The organism is Mesorhizobium sp. C089B, from assembly GCF_030323125.1.
In the GTDB taxonomy this organism is placed as follows: Bacteria; Pseudomonadota; Alphaproteobacteria; order Rhizobiales; family Rhizobiaceae; genus Mesorhizobium.
In genome coordinates this window covers 6,198,238-6,218,415 of record NZ_CP100469.1, presented here as the reverse complement: position 1 = coordinate 6,218,415, position 20,178 = coordinate 6,198,238, and the positions used below count along the sequence as shown (strand labels likewise).

Sequence of the window (20,178 nt, the reverse complement as noted above, 5' to 3'; positions counted from 1 at the left end):
CGGTTCAATTTCCCAGGCCCCCGTTGAGCGATATTTTCTCCAGGATCGAGCATTCGCGCACCGCCGACGAGGTGGTGCAGCAGATCGAAAGCCTGATCCTTGAAGGCGTGCTGCGCACCGGCGACCGGCTGCCGGGCGAGCGCGAGCTGGCGCGCCAGTTCGACGTGTCGCGGCCGATCCTGCGCGATGCGCTGAAGGCGCTGGAAGGGCGCGGGCTGCTGATCACCAAGGCCGGCGGCGGCACCCATGTCGCCGACGTCATCGGCCAGTTGTTCACCAAGCCGGTGACCGACCTTATCTCGATGCACCGCAAGGCGGTGACCGACTATCTGGAATACCGCCGCGAGATCGAAGGTGTTGCGGCCGAATATGCGGCGCGGCGCGCGACAGCGGACGACATTGCGCTGCTCGACCGCATCATGGCGCGCATGGACGAGGCGCACCGCACCGGCGATTTCGACGACGAGGCGGAAATCGACGTCGAGTTCCACCATGCTGTGTGCGAATGCGCGCACAACATCATCCTCTTGCACACGCTGCGCTCCTGCTACCGGCTGCTGTCTGAAGGCGTGTTCCAGAACCGGCTTCTGGTGTTCAGCGTGCCCGGAGCGCGCGAGGCGCTGCTGGCCCAGCACGGCGCGATCTACAAAGCCGTGAAGGCCGGCGATCCCTCAGCTGCCCGCCAGGCGGCGATGGACCATATCTCATATGTCGAGCGCTCGATGCTCGAGGCCGAACGCAGCGGCGACTGGCAGCGCGTGTCGCGGCTCAGGCTTAAGCAGCGCTCCGACGCCGACGACGGCTTCAAGACGACTGGCTAACGAGGAACCACCATGAGCGACATCCTCACCATTGCCGATCTCAAGGACCTGGCGCGCCGGCGGGTGCCGAAGATGTTCTTCGACTATGCCGATTCCGGCGCCTGGACCGAAAGCACCTACCGCGCCAACGAAGAGGACTTCCAGAAGATAAAATTCCGTCAGCGCGTACTGGTCGACATGAGCAACCGCTCGCTGGAATCGACCATGATCGGCGAGAAAGTGGCGATGCCGGTGGCGCTTGCCCCAACTGGAATGACCGGCATGCAGCATGCCGATGGCGAGATGCTGGCCGCGCAGGCGGCAGAGGAATTCGGCGTGCCGTTCACGCTGTCGACGATGAGCATCTGCTCGATCGAGGATGTCGCGTCGGTGACCAAGAAGCCGTTCTGGTTCCAGCTCTACGTGCTTCGCGACAAGGATTTCGTGCTCGACCTGATCGACAGGGCGAAGGCTGCAAAATGCTCGGCGCTGGTGTTGACGCTCGACCTGCAGATCTTGGGGCAGCGCCACAAGGATGTCCGCAACGGGCTGTCGGCGCCGCCCAAGATGACGCTGGCCAACATTGCCAACATCGCCATGCGGCCACGCTGGCTGATGGGCATTGCCGGCACCAAGCGCCGCACCTTCCGCAACATTGTCGGCCATGCCAAGGGCGTCGGCGACGTCGCTTCGCTGGCATCGTGGACGACGGAGCAGTTCGACCCGCATCTGTCGTGGAAGGATGTCGCCTGGATCAAGGAACGTTGGGGCGGCAAGCTGATCCTGAAAGGCATTCTCGACAAGGAGGACGCGCTGATGGCGGTCGAGACCGGCGCCGACGCCATCATCGTTTCCAACCATGGCGGGCGCCAGCTCGACGGCGCATCGTCGTCAATCATGGCGCTGGAAGAGATCGCCGATGCCGTCGGCGACAGGATCGAGGTGCATATGGACGGCGGCATCCGCTCGGGCCAGGACGTGCTGAAGGCGCTTTGCCTCGGCGCCAAGGGCACCTATATCGGCCGCCCGTTCCTGTACGGATTGGGCGCCATGGGCAAGCAAGGCGTGACCCTGGCGCTGGACATCATCCGCAAGGAGATGGACATCACGCTGGCACTGTGCGGCAAACGGCTGGTGACCGAGATGGGCAAGGACCAGTTGCGGCGATAGGGTCTTGTTCACCGATTAGACCCTAGCCTCGCTGGATCACGGAGACGAAGCCGCCTTGACCGAGACCGGCATCCACTACCTCGACGCGCGCGCACCCGATGGCATGCGCCTCTATGCGATCGGCGACGTGCATGGCCGGCTCGATCTGCTCGCCGCCATGCATCGCCGCATCGAGAGCGAACTCGAATACAAGCCGACCAGCGATTGGCGCGTCATCCACCTCGGCGACTATGTCGACCGCGGACCAGAGTCCAAGGGCGTCATAGACTTCCTGATCGAGGTACAGAAACGCGATCCACGGCATCTGATGCTCGCCGGCAACCACGATATCGGCTTCCTCGATTTTCTCGACGAGCCTGACCCGGAAGGGCTGTTCATCCGCTATGGCGGCGTGCAGACGGCACAATCCTATGGCGTCGACCTAGCGGGACACGCAAGCTGGTTCGGCAAGGCCGAGGCGTTACGGCGGGGACACCAGGCACTGGTCAATGCTGTACCGCAAGCCCATGTCGACTTCCTGCGGTCGCTGCAATTGTCACTGATATCAGGTGATTTCTTCTTCTGCCATGCCGGCGTCAGGCCTGACGTGCCGCTGGAGAGCCAGAGCCCGCAGGATCTGGTCTGGATCCGCGACGTCTTCCACAACCATCCAGGGCTTTACCCGAAGGTGATCGTGCACGGCCACACACCGGTGCCGCAGGCGGAGGTGATGCCGAACCGCGTCAATGTCGACACGCTCGCCTGGCAGTCAGGCATGCTCAGCGCGCTCGCCGTGGACGGCGCGGACAAGCGTATCCTGACTGTGCAGGGAAAAGCGTTTTAGCGAAGCGCGGCGGTGACGCCGTAGCCGTCGACGGCCTGATGGTTGTTGGCTGCATCGGCGGAATAAATGCCGAGACCGCACAAAACGATGGCAGACAGCATGACAAAGGACAGAAGCGCTGCTTTCACGGACGTCATCTCTAGTTGAGCTTCCTGCATCTGGGCACGAGGCGGTTACCAATGGGTTGAAACCGAGAATTCGTCTCAAAGTTTCGACGATTTCGCGCTTGTAGGTCGATTCTGTATCGGCGGTGTGTCGCGCGGATCACACAGAAGGTTCATCGCGGTTGCATTGCCGATGCATAGCGCGCGCCTTGTAGGATGGCGTTCGGCCACAAACCAAGGACGAAAGAAGTTGTCCCCGGCAGATTCCCCGCCGCGTGCCAATTATGCAACGGCCGCGCGTTGGCTGGGTTCAGATCGTCGCCACCCAGGCGCGGGCAATGGCCAAGCCCGCGGCATCAGCCTCGGGGCCGTTGAGAGCCATTTCGCTGTCGAGGCGATCGTGCCAGTCGGGATGGCGATCGGCAATCAGCGGCGCGAAGGACGTGCTCCAGTCCCTCACCATCGGCCGGTCGGCCTCGAAATGGAACTGGAAGCCGTAGACGGCGCGGCCGATTCGGAACGCCTGGTTCTCGGCAATTTCGCTGCCGGCAAGCCGCACCGCATTTGACGGCAGCGCGAAAGTGTCGTCGTGCCATTCGAAGATGGGGAAATCCTGGGGAAGTGCGCCAAGCACCGGATCGGTTCTGGCGTCCGGCGTCAGCGATACCTTGTGCCAGCCGAATTCCGAGGCGCCGCCGATCTGGTTCTCACCGCCGAAAGTGCGGGCAACCAACTGGCTGCCCAGGCAGATACCGAGAACCGAGCGATCCTTGGCGGCGAAATCGCGGGTCAGTTCGAGCAGCGCCGGGAAATACGGGTAGTCATCGTCGGCCAGCGCATTCTGACCGCCGCCAAGCATCACCATGGCATCGTGTCCGGTCGCGTCGTCCGGCAGCGCATCGCCCTTGTAGGGCCGGCGCAGGTCGAGATCGGCGCCGGCTTCGGCGAGCGCGGCACCAACCTGGCCAAGGCCGGTGTTGTCGTAGTTCTGGACCACCAGCACCCGCATCGCAAAACCCTGCTGACATGAAATGACGCGACGAGCGATATCATGTCGCCAGCATTGCAGCCAAGATGCGCATTCGGGAGAGAGCTATGCCACTGCAGAACCGGGTCGATCCGTTCGGCGCCATCCATGCCATATCCGAGCGCGGCCTGTTCACCGGCAATCGCGGCATCATCCACGATCCTGAGACCAAGACGCTGCTGAAAAAGCGTTGGGCCTTGCCGGCCTGGATCATCTGCGTCTGCCAATTCCGCAATGTGCGGCGCGAGCCGATGGGCAGGAATCGGCCGGGCGGCAGGGCCGGCTGGACCGAGTTGTTCTTCCTCGACGAGGTGACGGCGCTGGCCGCCGGGCACCGTCCCTGTTTCTATTGCCGGCGTGAGCGAGCCACGGATTTTGTCGGGCGTTTCGGCAAAGTCTTCGGTGTAAACGAACCGCGCGCGCCAATGGTGGACAAGCGGCTGCACAAGGAGCGGCTGGCTTCGGGCGGCAAGCCACCTGATGTCACCATGGGAGAGCTTGCCGAATTGCCGGACGGAGCGATGATCGCGGATGGCGGCTCGGCCTATGCGCTGCGCGGCGGCAACGCGCTGCCCTGGTCGTTCGCAGGCTATGGCGATGCGGCGGCCTTCGACAGCCTTGCCGGCCGGTCGCTGCGCCTGCTCACACCGGCCACGACCGTTTCGGTGCTGCGGCACGGTTTTGAACCGGTGTGGCATCGTTCCGCCGAGACTTGACGCCAGGCACCGCCTCGCCCATTCCTCGGCGATGCGCGCCAATTACAAGATGCAGCGGCTGTTCGTGCCGGACGACCTCGCGGCAGGCATCGAATTCGATGCCGGCCAGCAGCAGAGCCATTATCTCACGCATGTGCTGCGGCTCGGCGAAGGCGCCGAGATCCTGGTCTTCAACGGCCGCGACGGCGAGTGGTCGGCGGCGATTGCCACCAGGTCGAAAAGGGCGGTGCGGCTGAAGGTGCTGGCCTCGCAGAGACCGCAACCGCCCCTGCCTGACCTGATCTATTGCTTTGCGCCGCTGAAACAGGGCCGGCTCGACTATCTCGTGCAGAAGGCGGTCGAGATGGGCGCCGGCATCCTGCAGCCGGTGATCACCCAGCACACGCAAGTGGCAAAACCCTCCATCGACCGGCTGCGCGCCAATGTCGTCGAGGCGGCCGAGCAATGCGGCATACTGGCGGTGCCGGAAGTGCGCGAGGCCGAGAAATTCGAGCGCCTGCTCTCCGGCTGGGACAAGGAACGCCGGCTTATCTTCTGCGACGAGGATGCCTCGACCAACAACCCGCTGCCGGCATTGCAGGCAATACCTGAGAGGAAGCTGGCGCTGCTGGTCGGGCCGGAAGGCGGCTTTTCCGATGACGAACGCAAGATGCTGCGGGCGCTCCCCTTCGTCACTGCCATCCCGCTCGGACCGCGCATCCTGCGCGCTGACACAGCAGCTGTAGCGGCGCTTGCGGTGATGCAGGCGACGGTCGGAGACTGGTAAGAAGCGTAAAGATCAATTCCTGTTGACCTGTGGCTCAGGATTTTTCGCTTGATCGGCTGCTGACATTTCGTCCATTTAGCGCCGGCGGGCTCCGAGAGCCGCAGAGGGGGCCCCATGGCGCGCGACACAACCGATTTCCGGCCAATCGAAGGCATCGACGAACTGGTCGAGCATCTGGCCGAAGGCAACAAGCCGCGCGACAAGTGGCGCATCGGGACCGAGCACGAGAAGTTCCCCTTCTATGTCGACGGCAACGCGCCGGTGCCCTATGGCGGCGAGCGCGGCATCCGCGCCATCCTCGAAGGCATGCAGCAAAAGCTCGGCTGGGACCCGATCATCGATGACGGCCGCATCATCGGCCTGGTCGAGCCGACCGGCCAGGGCGCGATCTCGCTCGAGCCGGGCGGCCAGTTCGAGCTGTCGGGCGCGCCGCTGGAAACGATCCACCAGACCTGTCGCGAGGGCAATGCGCATCTGGCGCAGGTCCGCGAGATCGCCGAGCCGATGGGCATCCGCTTTCTCGGCCTCGGCGGCAGCCCGAAATGGTCGCTGGCCGAGACGCCGAAAATGCCGAAATCGCGCTACGAAATCATGACCCGCTACATGCCCAAGGTCGGCACCAAGGGTCTCGACATGATGTATCGCACCTGCACCATCCAGGTGAACCTCGACTTCGAAAGCGAAGCCGACATGCGCCGCAAGATGCAGGTGTCGCTGAAGCTGCAGCCACTGTCGACGGCGCTGTTTGCCAACTCGCCCTTCACCGACAGCCGGCCGAACGGGCTGCAGAGCTGGCGCGGCGACATCTGGCGCGACACCGACAACCAGCGCTCGGGCCTGCTCGAATTCTGCTTCTCGCCCGAGTTCGGCTTTGCCGACTATGTCGAATGGGCGCTCGACGTGCCGATGTATTTCGTCATCCGCGACGGCCACTATCACGACATGACGCACATCACCTTCCGCCAGTTCATGGCCGGCGTTGCCCGCAATGAAGTACCGGACGGACTGCCCACCATGGGCGACTGGGCGAACCATCTGTCGACCCTGTTCCCTGACGTCAGGCTGAAGCGCTTCCTCGAAATGCGCGGCGCCGATGGCGGGCCGTGGCGCCGCATCTGCGCGCTGCCGGCCTTCTGGGTCGGGCTGCTCTATGACGAGGCCGCGCTCGACGCCGCAGAGGCGCTGACTTCGAGCTGGACGTATGAAGAAACGCTGGCGATGCGCAATGCGGTGCCGGAACAAGGCATTTCCGCGCCGTTCCGCAACACGACGCTGCGTGAGATCGGCCGCGATGTAATGACCATTTCGCGCCTTGGGCTGAAAAATCGCGGCAGGAAGAACCGCGACGGCTATGACGAGACCTCGTTCCTCAACACGCTGGACGAAGTCGTGGCGCGCGGTACCACCAGTGCCGAGGAAATGCTGTCGGCCTACCACACGCGCTGGGGCGGCTCGATCGAGCCGGTGTTCATGGAATATGCTTATTAGCGTCGCGCCTTGAGCAGCGGCAAAAGCCGCTTCAATCGAACATCGAAACGAACTAGGTTCTCCCTCGAGGATTTCCGGGAGGAGAAACCGATGCCTACCTTGTTCGACATATTGGCGCAGGCGCAGAACGGCAACGGCATGCAGGCGCTTGCCCAGCAGTACGGGCTTTCCATGCAGCAGACGCAGGCGGCTGTCGCCGCTCTGCTGCCGGCCTTCTCGCAAGGGCTGCAACGCAACACCGCCGATCCCTATGGGCTCGGCGCCTTCATCACGGCGATGGCGAGCGGCCAGCACGCCAAATACTTCGAGGACGCGACCAGGGCTTTCTCACCGCAAGGCGTCAATGAGGGCAATGGCATTCTGGGTCATCTGTTCGGCTCGAAGGAGCTGTCGCGCGCGGTGGCCAGCCAGGCCGCGCAGGCGACCGGCGTCAGCCAGCAGATCCTGCAGCAGATGCTGCCGGCCATCGCTTCGATGGTGATGGGCGGATTGTTCAAGCAGACGACAAACCAGTTGACCGGGGGTCAGATGCAGGCCGCCGGTGGCTTCGGCGGCGGCAGCAATCCGCTCGGCGAGATCATCGAACAGATGATGCGGCAGGCGGGCGGCGGGGCACAGCCTGCGCCGCAGCCAGCACCCAATCCTTACGGTGAGAACCCGCTGGGCAAAGTGCTGCAGGACATGTTCGGCGGCGGCGCCCAACAGCCGCAAAGCCAGCCGCAACAGGCGCCCAACCCCTATGGCGACAATCCGCTGGGCAAGGTGCTGCAGGATATGTTCGGCGGTGGCGCGGCACAGCAACCGCAGGGCCGGCCGCAGCAGCCAACACAGCCGCAACAGACGCAGAGCCCTTACGGCGACAACCCGCTGGGCAAGATTTTTGAAGAGATGATGCGGCAAGGCGGTGGTGGCGGCTTCGGCCTGCCCGGTGGGCAGCCGGCGCCGCAGCAGCCGCAAGCACCCCAGCCGCGACAGGCACCGCAGGAGCGCCAGGCGCCGCAACCGCAGGCCAATCCGAGCGGCAGGCCACGCAATCCGTTCGACGATATTTTCGGCAAGATGTTCGAGACCGGCGCCCAGCAGCGCGACGACTATCAGAAGGGTGTGGAAACGATCTTCGACCAGTTCAAGCGGGACATGGACCGGCGGTAGTTGGCGGTAGTTGGGCGCTGACCTTCGCGGCTTCGGAGCAAGGAACGAAGCGACGCGGCGCAGACCGCACGATGACGACGGAGCTTTAAAAGAAAAGCCCGGTCTTGGAGGAGGACCGGGCCAGTGTGCAGGCTGGCCGGCGGGGAACCGGCAGGGAGTGGGGAGCCTGCTATACTCGTTGGTCGTAGCGAGCCTGAGAAAGGTTCACGGCAACCGAAACAATGCGCCCGATATCACGCTATCTGGCGGGCGAGATCTTCGATTGTATCGGCGCGATCGCTCGCAATCGCACGCAGCTTCACGGTCGGATCGGCGCCGAACGGCACATCGATGGCGACATGGAGATCCGCGCGCGTCAGGCCGATATCGGCGAGTTCGGCGTCCGACATCTCGCCGAGGCGATAGAAGGCCCGGCGATTTTTCCAGGCCTGGTAGGCATTGAGAAGGGTGTTGGCCACGCGCGTCGCAACGGCCGGACGCGAGGTGATGCGCGAGGTCTCGGTGGCGAAATCAAACGTGGTCATGTCGGTCTCCTTCAGACTCGAACTGGACAAGACCAGGCGATCGGCGCTGGGGACAGCGGCCGTTCCGGTCTCGATTCACATGCCTTCATGTGGACAATGTGAATTTGCCACGCACCGATTGATTAATCCAACGAATGTTTCTAATCTTTAGCATCAACGCTACTGATGGATTGGACCGATGAAAGCGCCACTCGATCTCGACCAGTTGCAGACCTTCATCTCGATTGCCGATACCGGCAGCTTTACCCGCGCGGCCGAGGAAGTGCTGCGCACGCAATCGGCGGTGTCGATGCAGATGCGCCGGCTGGAAGAGCGGATCGGCAAGCCGCTGTTCGAAAAGGACGGCCGCACCAACAGGCTGACCGAGGAAGGCGACAAGCTGCTCTCCTACGCGCGCCGCCTGCTCTATCTCAACCGCGAAACGCTGGCCGCCTTCGATGACCAGCGGCTCGAAGGCACCATCCGCATCGGCACCCCCGACGACTATGCCGACCGGTTCCTGCCCGAAATCATGGCACGCTTCACACGGTCAAACCCGCGCGTCGAACTGACCGTCATCTGCGAGCCTACGCCAGGCTTGGTCGAGCATATCAAGCGCGGCAATCTCGATCTTGCGCTGGTGACGCACAACGATACGCGCGGCCAGTCGGAAGTGGTGCGGCGCGAGCCGCTGCTATGGGTGACCTCGGCCAACCATGCCACGCACGAACAGGAAGTGCTGCCGATGGCCTTCGGCCGGCCGAACTGCATCTGGCGGCGCGCCGCCGTCGATTTGCTCGACCGGCAAAACCGCGACTATCGAATCCTGTTCACCAGCTTCTCGGCCACCGTCATCACCGCCGCGGTGCTGTCGGGGCTGGCGATCTCGGTGCTGCCGGAATGCGCGCTGCGGCCCGGCATGCGAGTGCTGGGCGAAGCCGACGGTTTTGGCGCCCTGCCCGACTGCCGCATCGGCATCATGCGCGGCCAGACCTCGCGTCCCGAAATCGTCGAAGCTCTGGCCCGGCACATCTCGGAAAGCCTCGACAATATTTCCGTGCCGCTCGGCGAAGAAACGGGAAGCTTCGATTTCGCCTCGCTCGCCTTCGCCAAGATGAAGCGGAGCAAGCCGAACCAGATCCTGCCTGGCTGGTAGGAACGATCAGGCCGACGCTGCCGCCTCCGTCGTTGCGTTGGCCGACGACAGGCCGGGCAGCGCCACCAATTGCGCCGGCTCCAGCGGCGGCGACAAGAGGTAGCCCTGCAGCTGCTGGCAGCCCATGGCGACCAGCAGCGCCTTTTGCACCTCGGTCTCTACGCCCTCGGCGGTGACCTCGACCTTGAGCGCGCCGGCGAGATCGATCAGCGCCTTGACGATGGCGCCCGAATTGCCGTCGCCGTCGAGAAGCCGCACGAAGGAGCGGTCGATCTTGAGCTTGTCGATGGCATGGCGGCGCAGATAGCTCAGCGACGAATAGCCGGTGCCGAAATCGTCGAGCACAATGCCGACGCCCGACTGGCGCAAGGCTGCCAGAGCCGCTCTGGTGGTGTCGTTGTTTTCCAGGAGAACGTTTTCGGTGATTTCGAGCTGCAGGCGCTTCGGCGCCAGTCCGGTTTCGGCGAGGATCGAGGCAACCTCTTCGGCAAAGCCGGCGTCGCGCAATTGCAGCGGCGAGACATTGACGGCGAGCCACGGCAGTTTGGTCTTCACGGCGAAGCGGCAGGCTTCCAGCAGGGCCCATGCGCCGAGCTGCCCGATCATGCCGCGTTCCTCGGCGATGGCGATGAACTGCGCCGCCGGCAGTGCGCCATGGACCTCATGCGCCCAGCGGATCAGCGCCTCGGCGCCGACAATGGTCTTGCCGTCGCTGGCAAAGACCGGCTGGTAGGCGAGCTTGATACCGGTGCCGCCATTCAGCGCGCTGCGCAGCTCGCTCTCGACCTTGCGCTTGCGCAGCAAAAGGTCGTCCATGTCGCCGGCGAAGACCTGGTAGCGGCCACGGCCGTTCTTCTTGGCTTCGTAGAGCGCGATGTCGGCCTTGCGCAGCAGATCGTCTGCGTCGGCATCAGGGCCTGTCGACAAGGCTATGCCGATGCTGGCGCTGATAAAGACCTGATCGTCCATCAGCTTGAACGGCTCCTGCAGTTTCTGCAGCACCCTCTCGGAAATATCCTCGGCGTTCCTTACGTCGCGGACATCGATCAGGATCACCGCGAATTCGTCGCCACCCAGTCTTGCCACCGTGTCGACGTCGCGAACCGTATGCTGAAGCCTGGCCGCCGTCTGGCGCACGAGTTCGTCGCCTGCCGGGTGACCAAGCGTGTCGTTGACATGCTTGAAGCGATCTAGATCGAGATAAAGCAGCGCGACCTTGCTTTCATTGCCGGAGGTAAGCAAGGCACGCCGCAGCCTGTCCTCGAACAGTGCCCGGTTGGGCAGGCCGGTGAGCGTGTCGTGAAAGGCGAGATATTGCGCCTGGGCCTGGCTGGTCTGCAGCGCCGATGACGCACGGCGCAGACGCCGGAGCAGAAAGGCGAGCACGCTCGCCGCAACCAGCGCGGCCAGAGCCAGGGCCGGGCTGGCCTTGCCCACCAGCGTCAGGCCGGGCCGTTCCTGGTCCCAGGCAATATAGCCGAGGATGACACCCTGTTTGTCGATAAGCGGAATGGCAGCCGAGCCAAGCGGCTGAGCCATCGGCAGGAGATGCGCCCCCGCCAGCAGATATTTCTGCGCGATCTTGCCGATCACCGCGTCGTTGATGAACTCTATGGAGACATGCAGATATTCGCTGCCGGATGCCTGGGTGACGCGATCCGAACTCGGCACCAGAGGCATGACGCTGAGTATGGCAGGCTGACCGCCAAGCGAGACCAGATCGTCGGCAACGAATTTTGCGCCGGCCTGGCTTGCGTCCTTGCTCATCATCTGGCGCAACCTGGCGATGGTCGGCCGCAAAGCGGGTTCGTCCTCGCCAAAGACGGCAGGCGACACGACCTTGCCTTCGCGCATGGCGTGGACCGGCCGGTTGGCGTTGTCCAGCACATAGACCCGGTTGTGGCCGTAATACGAGTACATCCAGACGCTGAAATTCTCGGCCATCCAGGTCTGGTTGCCGGCCTTGGCGTTTATAACGGAATCATCCCAGACGGCGACGCTTTCCTGCTCGCGCTTTACCGCGGCGATCTGGTCCTGCAGGCCGTTGGCAAGGAAAACCTTCTCCCGCTCGAGCGAGACCCGGTCGGCCTGCATGGTGGCGTAAAGGCCGAAGCCGACAACGATGGCCAGTGCAAAAACGGCAAGCGTCAGCACCGTCAGGGTGACCTGGAACGTCAACGGGCTGCGTTGTTTGCGGGCGCTCATGCGTCCTCCTTGGCCCAGAGTCAATCAGGCCAGGCTTAAGATCAAGTTATGGAATCTTGACGCGGAGCGACAACAGCCGCTCAATCGGCCGATGAGCGACGCAGAATCCGAATCACGAACCAATGCCACCGAATACACGGTGAGCGAGATTTCCGGCGCGCTGAAGCGTACGGTCGAGGATGTCTTCGGCCATGTGCGGGTGCGCGGCGAAATTTCCGGCTATCGCGGGCCGCACTCTTCCGGCCATGCCTATTTCACCCTGAAGGACGACCGCGCGCGGCTCGATGCCGTGGTCTGGAAAGGCACGATGAGCCGGCTGAAATTCCGCCCCGAAGAGGGGATGGAGGTGATCGCCACCGGCAAACTCACCACCTATCCCGGCAAATCCAACTACCAGATCGTCATCGACAATCTAGAACCCGCCGGCGCCGGGGCGCTGATGGCGCTTTTGGAAGAGCGCAAGCGGCGACTGCAGGCCGAAGGGCTGTTCGATGCCGGCCGCAAGCGGCGGCTGCCCTTCATGCCGCGCACCATCGGCGTCGTCACCTCGCCGACCGGATCGGTCATCCGTGACATCATCCATCGCATCAAGGACCGCTTTCCGCTGCATGTGCTGGTCTGGCCGGTGAGAGTGCAGGGCGAAACGGCGGGGGCGGAAGTGACGGCGGCCGTCAACGGCTTCAACGCGCTGGCCTGGGATGGAGCGATTGCCCAGCCCGACCTTCTGATCGTGGCGCGCGGCGGCGGCAGCCTCGAGGACCTCTGGGGGTTCAACGATGAAGGGCTGGCGCGCGCCGTCGCTGCCTCGCGCATCCCGGTGATTTCGGCCGTCGGCCACGAGACCGACTGGACCTTGATCGATCTCGTCGCCGACATGCGGGCACCGACGCCGACAGGCGCGGCGGAGATCGCGGTGCCGGTGAAAGCGGACCTCGAAGCGACACTAGCCAGTCTTGGCGCACGTCTCAAAGCAGCTACCTTGCGCAATTTCGAACGCAAGCGGCAGGCCTCGCGTGCGGCCGCCCGCGCGCTGCCCTCGCCCGACCAGTTGCTGGCGCTGCCGCGACGGCGGCTGGACGAGGCGGCCAGCCGGCTTAGCCGGGGGCTGATGGTCTCCACCGAAAGAAAGCAAGCTCGGTTCTTCGCCGTGAAGCTCACTCCGGCAACGCTGTCGCGGCGAATTGCCGAGGCGCGACGCACCAACGACCGCAACCTTTTGCGCGCTCAAGGGGCGCTGCGCGCATTGGCGAGAGCCCGGCGCGCGGAGTTGAATCGTGCGGCGGATCAGTTGCCAAAATGTGCGAAAGCATCCCTGCAACGGCACAGGCAGCAACTGGCTTTGCTGCAAGGCCGCATTACGATCGAGCCAACGGCACGGCGGCAAACCGTGCAGAGGGATCTGCTGACAGCTTTGACGAGACGCGGCACGCAAGCGGTACTGCTCAGGCTGGAGCGACTGCGCGGCCGCATCGTCCAATCCGAGAGGCTGATGGCAACGCTGTCGCACAAGGCTGTGCTGGCCCGCGGCTTCGCGCTGGTCAAGGATGCCGACGGCGCGGTGATCAAACTGGCAGTTGATGTGGCGCCGGGCGCTGGCCTGCAGCTGGAGTTCGCCGACGGTATCGTAAATGCAGTCGCGACCGGCGACGCCGAGCGGGTGCAGGCCGTTGCCAAACCAGCGGCCACGCCGCCCGCCAGCAAACCCGCCGCAAAGCCGACGGCCAGCAAACCGAAAGAACCGGGCAATCAGGGCTCGCTTTTTTAGAGGACCGCATGACCGGACATGACCCGCATCTTCAAACGCCGGCGGGCAAGCCGCGCGCCCGTGCTTTCGGCATTGCCTTCGAGGGCACGCCGGGCGGCTTCAACGCCATCACCGATGTGCCCGGCGTATCGGTCGGCTATGCGACGCTGATTTCCGGCGAGGGTCTGCTCGAGGTTGGCACGGGGCCGGTGCGCACCGGCGTCACCGCCATCCTGCCGCGGCCGTTGGCTGAGCTCGCCACGCCGGTGTTTGCCGGTGTCTTCAGCCAGAACGGCAATGGCGAGTTGACGGGGTCGCACATTATCGAGGAAGTCGGCGCCTTCAACCTGCCCGTCACGATCACCAACACGCATTCCTGCGGCGTTACCCGCGACGGCACGCTGCGCTGGATGCAACGCGTGCTGTCGGCGGCGCTCGAAAGCGGCTGGGGCCTGCCGGTTGCGGCGGAGACCTATGATGGTTTCCTCAACGACATCAACGGTCATCACGTCGGCTTCGAACATGTCGAAGCCGCGCTCGACGGTGCCGCCGGTGGAGCGATCGAGGAAGGCAGTGTCGGCGGCGGCACCGGCATGATTGCCTTTGGCTTCAAGGCCGGCTCGGGCACGGCATCGCGCATCGTTGAGTGGCAGGGCATCAGGCATACGGTCGGCGTATTCGTGCAGGCGAATTTCGGCAAGCGGCGCAATTTCACACTGCGCGGCGCCCGCGTCGGGCCCGATCTGGTGGAGCCCGCGATGCGCGAAGGCACGCCGCGTGCCGAAAAGGGCTCGATCATCGCCATCGTCGCCACCGATGCGCCATTTCTGCCGCACCAGATGAAGCGGCTGGCAAAGCGCGTGCCGCTCGGCATCGCCATGACAGGCGACTTCGGCTACCACAGTTCGGGCGACATTTTTCTGGCCTTCACCACCGCCAATCCGCAAGCAGCACTTGCACCGTCGGGACGAACCGCAAACGCGGCTTACATCCCGGACGTCGATATCGATCCGTTCTTCGATGCGGTGGCGCAAGGCGTAGAGGAGGCGATCCTCAATGCAATGGTCGCCAACGAGGATATGAGCGGACGCGACGGCAATTTCGTGCCGGCGCTGCCGAAGGCCTGGCTGAAAGATCGATTTGGATAGAGGACAAGGCCTGGCGGCGCCAGGCCTGTTGCGTCACGGCTTGGCCGCGTTGCTCTGGTCGGCCTCGGCCGCCTCTTCGAGCCGCGATGCGATCAGTTCCTGGATGTCGCCAACTTCTTCCTGGATATCTTCCAGCGGAATGCCGACCTCAGCGGCCTTGGCCGCGCACTCCTTGGCGAGGGTCTCGGCCTGCTTCTCGATCTTTACCGGCGAGTGCTGGCAGTGGACCTTTTCACCGATCCATCCGCGCAAGAACTCGATCGCATGTTCACTCATACTGCTTTTCCCTGGCGGCTATGCCGGTTGGTAACCGTAAACGTCCGCACCCGGTAAAGGATGCATGCTGCCATTCGAACCGAGTCGGCTTCGCCCGGCAAGTTGATCTTGTCGGAGGTCCGAAGAGCCGAATGAAGGGAAGGGTTCAATGAGCACGTTCTGATGGTTGATAGAGTGGTACGTTGGCCGGGATCGGCTTCGGCTCTATGCTGTTGTTCTTACGATCTTTTCCTGCTGTCGACGGCCGATTTGTATCACAATAGGGATCACAACGCGTAACACATTTTCTGCTTCTTCGTGGTACACCGCCACAGCTACACGGTCGAAGCCGCCGCTATATAGTGACATCATTATGCGATGTCGACTCTATCAGCCATCCTGCTTCTTTCCGCCGCGCTGTGTCAAACGTCATCCCCGTCCAGTATGGAGATCGGATGGCCCCGGAGGGCGTATGAAGATGTTGATTTTATTGCGTTTCGTGGGCCAAAATCAGAAAGCTCTCGTCAGCGTCACCCGCTCGACTGCCTCCGCCACACTCAGCGCCTCCGACGTCGATTCCTTGCACGTAAGGCGCGGGCCGGATGAACGACAACATTGGCGCTTTGGCAGCGCGCTCCTCCTAAGGACGATGTCTCGATGCAACAAGCTCTGCCTTTCGCTGCGCCGTCTCCAGCCCGATTGCGATGAAGGCGCGCGCATGCCGGGCCAGTTCCATATTGTCGGCCCACAGATTGCGCCAGATCGCGGTCTTCCGTGACAGGTTCTCGTCGACGATCTTCGACGAGAAGGATTCAAAGCTGAGGTCGTCCCTATAGCCGATTGCGGTCAGCGCATCGAAGATAGCGGCAAAGTCGATATTGCCGGTGCCGAGGAAACCGCGATGGCTCTCGCCGATATGGACATAGCCGATCTTGTCAGCGGCATGACGGATAGCCAGTCCGACATCGGCCTCCTCGATGTTCATGTGGAAGGTATCGAGATGCAGGAAGATGTTGTCGGAGCCGGTGTCCGCGATGAAGGCCAGGCCTTGTGAAGCGGTGTTGAGCAGATTGCTTTCGAAGCGGTTGACGATCTCCAGATTGAGTGTGACGCCGGCGGCCTTGGCCGTCTCCGCAACCTTCGCAAGTGTCCCCGCGCTGCGGTTCCACTGATCGCGCGTCGGCGCCTGCGTCTGCAAGCCGTGGCTGGTACTGAGGATGCCGCCAATCTTCTGGCCGCCGAGATCGCGGGTGAGCGCGATCGTCTCGTTGAGGATCTTGACGCCGCGCGCGGCAACCGCCTTGTCGGCACTCGAAATGTCGCCGTCGGCCGGCAGGCCGATGCTGATCGCGACGCCAAGCTTGAGGTCGGCGATGCGCCTGGCCAGCCCGCCAACGTCGACATTGGCGGGGTCAAGATAGGAGAACTCGATCAGGTCGAAGCCGGCCTCTCTGGTGTTGGCCAGCGTGCGTTCGAGGTCGCCTTGCGCCGAACTCGCCGACCAGACGAAGGAATGAATACCGATGCGCGACATGATCGTCTCCCGTTTCTGGAATTGAGATGCGGCCGGGTTGCCCCGGCCGCATCGGCCTTGGGAGGCTTAGCGGGCTGCGGTCCAGCCCTTGTAGTCTTTCAGGTTCTCGGCCGTGATCAGCTTCGGGTCGAGCAGCACGGTCGGCTCCGCCGGCTTCTTGCCGGCAAGCAGCTCAGCCGCCATCGTCAGCGACTGGCCAGCCATCACGTAGGGATCCTGCGAAGCCGAGGCCTTGATCATCGAGGTGCCGGAAGCGAGTTCCTTCTCGATATCGGGAGCGCCATCCACTGCGGTGAAGATGAACTCCGAGCGATTGAGCTGCTTGGCCGCAAGCTGGGCGCCGATCGCCGTCGGATCGTTGATGGCAAACACCGCATCGATCTTGTCGAAGCGGGTGAGCAGCGACTGGAAGACCTTCAGGCCGCCGTCGCGCGAGCCTTCGGCATTCTGGTCATCGGAGAGGATCTTGATGTCGGGGTGTTTTGCAAGGACGTCTTTGCAGCCCTTCACCCGCTCCAGGATCGACGACGACGCCGGGCCGTTGAGGATAACGTAGTCGCCCTTGCCGCCGGTGTGGTCGACCAGATACTGGCAGGCCTCTTCGCCGGCCTTGACGTTGTTGGTCATCACGGTGACGTCGGCGCCTGGCGCCGAGACGTCGAAGGCGGCAACGACGATGCCCGCTGCTTGCGCCTTCTTCACCGCCGGGCCGATCGCCTTGGCATCGACCGCATTGAGCATGATCACGTCGACCCCGGCGGCGATGAAGGAATCGACCTGAGAGACCTGCTTGTTGAGGTCGTAGTCGGCCGACACTGAGGTTACCTCGACCTTCGGGTTGATCTTCTTGGCCGCGTCCTCGATACCCTTGATGGTCGCGACGAAGAAGGGGTTGCCGAGCAGGCCGACCGAGATGCCGACCTTGTTGAGGTCCTTGGCCGATGCGGGCGCGATGGCGGCAGCCGCGAGTGCGACGCCGCAGAGCAGTTTAGCGATGGTCTTCATTGCTTTCCTCCAATTGCCCCGCGCCTCTCACGGTGCGTTACACAAACCGGTCGTTTACGCCGGCGACCAAGGTCAATCACGTTCTCGCTCCTGCCTGGAGCCTGTAGCGGTCGAGGGCGACTGCCACGATGATGACCAATCCCTTGATGATGTACTGCCAGATGTCCGAGACACCGGCCAAGATAAGCCCGTTGGAGAGCACCGCTATGATCAGGCCACCGATCAGCGTACCCCAGATCGAGCCGACGCCGCCGACGAAGCTGGTGCCGCCGAGAATGACCGCAGCAATGGCGTCGAGTTCGTAAGACTGCCCAAGCTGCAGCCCGTTGGCCGCATAGAGCCGGGCCGCTGACATGGCGCCGCCAAGGCCGGCCAGCAGGCCGGAAACGCCATAGACAAAGAGCAGCACCAGCGGCACCTTGATGCCGGTCAGCCGCGCCGCTTCGGCATTGCCGCCAACGGCATAGATCCAGGTGCCGAGCACGGTGCGCTTGAGCACCAGCCAGGACAGCACCACGACCGACAAGGCGATGATGACCAGCCACGGAATGCCTAACAGCGAACCGTTGCCGATGAAGTCGAACGGCAGGTCCGAGTTGAACACCGTGGTGTCCTGGCCGAGCAGGCGGGCGACGCCGCGCACAGCGGTCAGCGACCCCAGCGTGACGATGAAGGGCGGCAGTCTGATATAGGCGATCAGCAGCCCGTTGATGACGCCGAAGCCGAGGCCGACGAGAATGGCCGCCGGCACGCCCAGCAGTCCCCAATCAGGCACCAGCGACACCATCACCGCCACCATCGCCGAGGCGGCAAGTATCGAGCCGACGGACAGGTCGATCCCGCCGGTCAGGATGACGAAGGTCATGCCCGCTGCCAGCACAATGTTGATCGACGATTGCTGCATGACGATCAGCAAATTGGTCTGGGTGAAGAAGCGCGCGTTCATCAACTGAAAGCCGACCGCCAGCAGGATCAGGATCGGCAGCATACCAAGGGCGGCGAAGGCGGTGCGCAACCGCCGGCTCCTGCCGACAACCTGGCCACTGATCTCGGTCGCCTTGTCGGTCATCCCTTAGCCGCTCCCGTTGCAAGTTCCATGATTGCTTCCTGGCGCAGCGGCTGGTCTTTGGACGCCGTAACCTCGCCGGCAATCGTGCCGTCGCGCATTACCAGCACGCGGTCGGCAACGCCGATCACCTCCGGCAGTTCGCTGGAGATCATCAGGATGGCGATGCCCTTTTTGGCGAGATTGTCGATCAGCCGGTAGATTTCCGACTTCGCTCCGACATCGACGCCGCGCGTCGGTTCATCCAGGATGACCACTTGCGGCTCGGTCTCGAGCAGGCGGGCAAGCAACACTTTCTGCTGGTTGCCGCCCGACAGCGAACCCGCATTAGCCTGTACCGACCTGGTGCGGATGGAGAGATCCGAAACGGCCGTGGCAGCACGTCTCTCGGCGGCTTTGAAATCGCGCAAGCCGCCGGGCCGCGCATCCCTAGCCAGCACGCCCATGCTGATGTTGTCGGATATCGACATGTCGAGAAACAGGCCGAGTTCCTTGCGGTCTTCGGTGAGATAGGCGATGCCGGCATTCAGTGCCTCGCTTGGCGAGCCGATGGTTACTGGCTTGCCGTCGAGTTCCAGCGTGCCGGCGATGCGTCTGTCGGCACCGAAGATCAGTCGCGCGAGTTCGGTGCGGCCCGAGCCGACAAGGCCAGCCAGAGCCAGCACCTCGCCCTTGTACAGTTCGAAGGAGCAGTTCTTCAGGAGATTGCCGTCTGCCATGCCGCGCACCGACAAGGCGACCGCGCGCTTGCTGTCCGGCGGGCGATGATCCTTCCTGTAAAAAGCCGACAGGTCGCGGCCAACCATCATCGAGACGAGGCGCGAGGCGTTCAGCTCGGCGCGCTCGAGTGTGCCGACATAGCCGCTGTCGCGCAGCACGCTGACACGGTCGGCCAACTGGTAGACCTCTTCCATGCGGTGGCTGATGTAGATGATGGCGATGCCTTGCGACTTCAGCGTCGCGATGACCTCGAACAGACGGTCGGTCTCGCGCGAGGTCAGCGAGGTGGTTGGCTCGTCCATGACGATGATGCGCGCGCTGGTCGAAAGCGCGCGGGCGATTTCGACCAGCTGACGCTCGCCGAGCGACAGGCTGGAAACCTGGGCCCGTGCGGAGAAGGACACGCCGAGACGCTTGATGATCTCATTGCTGCGCCGGTAGCATTGGTCGCGGTCGACGATGCCGAAACGCCTCGGCTCATTGCCGAGGAAGATGTTCTGCGCGACCGTCAGGTTGGGCGCCAGCGACAGTTCCTGGTAGATAACCGCAATGCCGTGAGCCCGCGCCTTGATCGGGTCGCCGGTGGCGACCGGCACGCCGTCAATCAGTATCTCGCCGCCGGCATCAGGCCGATAGGCGCCGGACAGCACCTTCATCAAAGTCGACTTGCCGGCACCGTTTTCACCCATCAGCGCATGGACTTCGCCCGCATGGACGGTCAGCGACACGTCCTGCAAGGCGCGGACTGGCCCGAACGTCTTCGAGATGTGCCGCATTTCCAGCACTGGCCGGCGCG

General features: G+C 63.5%; 19 protein-coding genes. 10 read left to right on the top strand and 9 right to left on the bottom strand.

Annotated features, from left to right (window positions below; genetic code table 11):
* Positions 1–23: 23 nt before the first annotated feature.
* The 3 genes from NLY44_RS30360 to NLY44_RS30350 are packed head-to-tail and all read left to right on the top strand — an operon-like array spanning position 24 to position 2,793.
* A complete protein-coding gene (locus NLY44_RS30360; protein WP_023695102.1) occupies positions 24–821 on the top strand; it encodes an FCD domain-containing protein in 798 nt (265 codons plus the stop codon).
* Positions 822–833: 12 nt separating this feature from the next.
* Positions 834–1,970: an alpha-hydroxy acid oxidase gene (locus tag NLY44_RS30355; protein WP_023727716.1), complete on the top strand. Its 1,137-nt coding sequence runs from the start codon at positions 834–836 to the stop codon at positions 1,968–1,970.
* Positions 1,971–2,025: 55 nt separating this feature from the next.
* The gene (locus tag NLY44_RS30350) at positions 2,026–2,793 is read left to right on the top strand and encodes a metallophosphoesterase family protein (protein WP_023804492.1); all 768 of its coding nucleotides are present in this window, start codon (positions 2,026–2,028) and stop codon (positions 2,791–2,793) included.
* Here NLY44_RS30350 and NLY44_RS30345 read toward each other — a convergent pair.
* Positions 2,790–2,930: a hypothetical protein gene (locus NLY44_RS30345; protein ID WP_006206855.1), complete on the bottom strand. Its 141-nt coding sequence runs from the start codon at positions 2,928–2,930 to the stop codon at positions 2,790–2,792. The two genes, NLY44_RS30350 and NLY44_RS30345, sit on opposite strands and share 4 nt — an antisense overlap.
* A 277-nt stretch (positions 2,931–3,207) precedes the next feature.
* The gene (locus NLY44_RS30340; RefSeq protein WP_023692350.1) at positions 3,208–3,906 is read right to left on the bottom strand and encodes a type 1 glutamine amidotransferase; all 699 of its coding nucleotides are present in this window, start codon (positions 3,904–3,906) and stop codon (positions 3,208–3,210) included.
* 86 nt (positions 3,907–3,992) lie between these two features.
* Between NLY44_RS30340 and NLY44_RS30335 the strand changes: the two genes are divergently transcribed.
* From NLY44_RS30335 to NLY44_RS30320, 4 genes are all read left to right on the top strand, one after another.
* Positions 3,993–4,640, top strand: a complete 648-nt coding sequence (locus NLY44_RS30335) for a hypothetical protein (RefSeq protein ID WP_023692351.1) — start codon at positions 3,993–3,995, stop codon at positions 4,638–4,640.
* A gap of 31 nt (positions 4,641–4,671) precedes the next feature.
* A complete protein-coding gene (locus tag NLY44_RS30330; protein WP_023715634.1) occupies positions 4,672–5,406 on the top strand; it encodes a 16S rRNA (uracil(1498)-N(3))-methyltransferase in 735 nt (244 codons plus the stop codon).
* A gap of 114 nt (positions 5,407–5,520) precedes the next feature.
* On the top strand, positions 5,521–6,894 hold the full coding sequence (locus tag NLY44_RS30325; RefSeq protein ID WP_023670558.1) for a glutamate--cysteine ligase: 1,374 nt from the start codon (positions 5,521–5,523) through the stop codon (positions 6,892–6,894).
* A gap of 90 nt (positions 6,895–6,984) precedes the next feature.
* Positions 6,985–8,046, top strand: a complete 1,062-nt coding sequence (locus tag NLY44_RS30320; RefSeq protein WP_023804493.1) for a DUF937 domain-containing protein — start codon at positions 6,985–6,987, stop codon at positions 8,044–8,046.
* 233 nt (positions 8,047–8,279) lie between these two features.
* On the opposite strand, the gene NLY44_RS30315 is transcribed toward NLY44_RS30320, so the two are convergent.
* Complete coding sequence (locus tag NLY44_RS30315) at positions 8,280–8,570, bottom strand: DUF1127 domain-containing protein (RefSeq protein ID WP_023670560.1); 291 nt, start codon at positions 8,568–8,570, stop codon at positions 8,280–8,282.
* A gap of 178 nt (positions 8,571–8,748) precedes the next feature.
* Between NLY44_RS30315 and NLY44_RS30310 the strand changes: the two genes are divergently transcribed.
* A complete protein-coding gene (locus NLY44_RS30310) occupies positions 8,749–9,705 on the top strand; it encodes a LysR substrate-binding domain-containing protein (protein ID WP_023804494.1) in 957 nt (318 codons plus the stop codon).
* A 6-nt stretch (positions 9,706–9,711) separates the two neighbouring features.
* On the opposite strand, the gene NLY44_RS30305 is transcribed toward NLY44_RS30310, so the two are convergent.
* Positions 9,712–11,910, bottom strand: a complete 2,199-nt coding sequence (locus NLY44_RS30305) for a bifunctional diguanylate cyclase/phosphodiesterase (protein ID WP_023723354.1) — start codon at positions 11,908–11,910, stop codon at positions 9,712–9,714.
* Positions 11,911–12,001: 91 nt separating this feature from the next.
* Here NLY44_RS30305 and xseA point away from each other — a divergent pair, with 91 nt between their 5' ends.
* Together xseA and NLY44_RS30295 are read left to right on the top strand one after the other, a co-directional pair.
* A complete protein-coding gene (xseA, locus tag NLY44_RS30300; RefSeq protein WP_023686817.1) occupies positions 12,002–13,675 on the top strand; it encodes an exodeoxyribonuclease VII large subunit in 1,674 nt (557 codons plus the stop codon).
* Between the two features lie 8 nt (positions 13,676–13,683).
* On the top strand, positions 13,684–14,802 hold the full coding sequence (locus tag NLY44_RS30295; protein WP_023804495.1) for a DmpA family aminopeptidase: 1,119 nt from the start codon (positions 13,684–13,686) through the stop codon (positions 14,800–14,802).
* 33 nt (positions 14,803–14,835) lie between these two features.
* Here the strand turns inward: NLY44_RS30295 and NLY44_RS30290 are convergent, their stop codons facing one another.
* From NLY44_RS30290 to NLY44_RS30270, 5 genes are all read right to left on the bottom strand, one after another.
* Positions 14,836–15,078, bottom strand: a complete 243-nt coding sequence (locus tag NLY44_RS30290; protein ID WP_023670565.1) for a DUF768 domain-containing protein — start codon at positions 15,076–15,078, stop codon at positions 14,836–14,838.
* Between the two features lie 619 nt (positions 15,079–15,697).
* Positions 15,698–16,591 (bottom strand): sugar phosphate isomerase/epimerase family protein, encoded by an 894-nt coding sequence (locus tag NLY44_RS30285; protein ID WP_023686814.1) that lies wholly within the window; start codon positions 16,589–16,591, stop codon positions 15,698–15,700.
* 66 nt (positions 16,592–16,657) lie between these two features.
* Complete coding sequence (locus NLY44_RS30280; protein WP_023670567.1) at positions 16,658–17,596, bottom strand: ABC transporter substrate-binding protein; 939 nt, start codon at positions 17,594–17,596, stop codon at positions 16,658–16,660.
* Positions 17,597–17,672: 76 nt separating this feature from the next.
* Positions 17,673–18,665, bottom strand: a complete 993-nt coding sequence (locus NLY44_RS30275) for an ABC transporter permease subunit (protein WP_023686813.1) — start codon at positions 18,663–18,665, stop codon at positions 17,673–17,675.
* On the bottom strand, positions 18,662–20,158 hold the full coding sequence (locus NLY44_RS30270) for a sugar ABC transporter ATP-binding protein (RefSeq protein ID WP_050587408.1): 1,497 nt from the start codon (positions 20,156–20,158) through the stop codon (positions 18,662–18,664). The genes NLY44_RS30275 and NLY44_RS30270 overlap by 4 nt, the downstream gene beginning before the upstream one ends.
* Between the last annotated feature and the right edge of the window lie 20 nt (positions 20,159–20,178).

What these genes read in the sequence shown, in the direction of transcription:
- NLY44_RS30285 (WP_023686814.1), bottom strand. Translation starts at nt 16,591, where the DNA reads ATGTCGCGCATCGGTATTCATTCCTTCGTCTGGTCGGCGAGTTCGGCG.
- NLY44_RS30345 (WP_006206855.1), bottom strand. Translation starts at nt 2,930, where the DNA reads ATGACGTCCGTGAAAGCAGCGCTTCTGTCCTTTGTCATGCTGTCTGCC.
- NLY44_RS30315 (WP_023670560.1), bottom strand. Translation starts at nt 8,570, where the DNA reads ATGACCACGTTTGATTTCGCCACCGAGACCTCGCGCATCACCTCGCGT.
- NLY44_RS30270 (WP_050587408.1), bottom strand. Translation starts at nt 20,158, where the DNA reads ATGCGGCACATCTCGAAGACGTTCGGGCCAGTCCGCGCCTTGCAGGAC.
- xseA (WP_023686817.1), top strand. Translation starts at nt 12,002, where the DNA reads ATGAGCGACGCAGAATCCGAATCACGAACCAATGCCACCGAATACACG.
- NLY44_RS30305 (WP_023723354.1), bottom strand. Translation starts at nt 11,910, where the DNA reads ATGAGCGCCCGCAAACAACGCAGCCCGTTGACGTTCCAGGTCACCCTG.
- NLY44_RS30340 (WP_023692350.1), bottom strand. Translation starts at nt 3,906, where the DNA reads ATGCGGGTGCTGGTGGTCCAGAACTACGACAACACCGGCCTTGGCCAG.
- NLY44_RS30295 (WP_023804495.1), top strand. Translation starts at nt 13,684, where the DNA reads ATGACCGGACATGACCCGCATCTTCAAACGCCGGCGGGCAAGCCGCGC.
- NLY44_RS30355 (WP_023727716.1), top strand. Translation starts at nt 834, where the DNA reads ATGAGCGACATCCTCACCATTGCCGATCTCAAGGACCTGGCGCGCCGG.
- NLY44_RS30280 (WP_023670567.1), bottom strand. Translation starts at nt 17,596, where the DNA reads ATGAAGACCATCGCTAAACTGCTCTGCGGCGTCGCACTCGCGGCTGCC.
- NLY44_RS30335 (WP_023692351.1), top strand. Translation starts at nt 3,993, where the DNA reads ATGCCACTGCAGAACCGGGTCGATCCGTTCGGCGCCATCCATGCCATA.
- NLY44_RS30325 (WP_023670558.1), top strand. Translation starts at nt 5,521, where the DNA reads ATGGCGCGCGACACAACCGATTTCCGGCCAATCGAAGGCATCGACGAA.
- NLY44_RS30330 (WP_023715634.1), top strand. Translation starts at nt 4,672, where the DNA reads ATGCGCGCCAATTACAAGATGCAGCGGCTGTTCGTGCCGGACGACCTC.
- NLY44_RS30290 (WP_023670565.1), bottom strand. Translation starts at nt 15,078, where the DNA reads ATGAGTGAACATGCGATCGAGTTCTTGCGCGGATGGATCGGTGAAAAG.
- NLY44_RS30320 (WP_023804493.1), top strand. Translation starts at nt 6,985, where the DNA reads ATGCCTACCTTGTTCGACATATTGGCGCAGGCGCAGAACGGCAACGGC.
- NLY44_RS30310 (WP_023804494.1), top strand. Translation starts at nt 8,749, where the DNA reads ATGAAAGCGCCACTCGATCTCGACCAGTTGCAGACCTTCATCTCGATT.
- NLY44_RS30275 (WP_023686813.1), bottom strand. Translation starts at nt 18,665, where the DNA reads ATGACCGACAAGGCGACCGAGATCAGTGGCCAGGTTGTCGGCAGGAGC.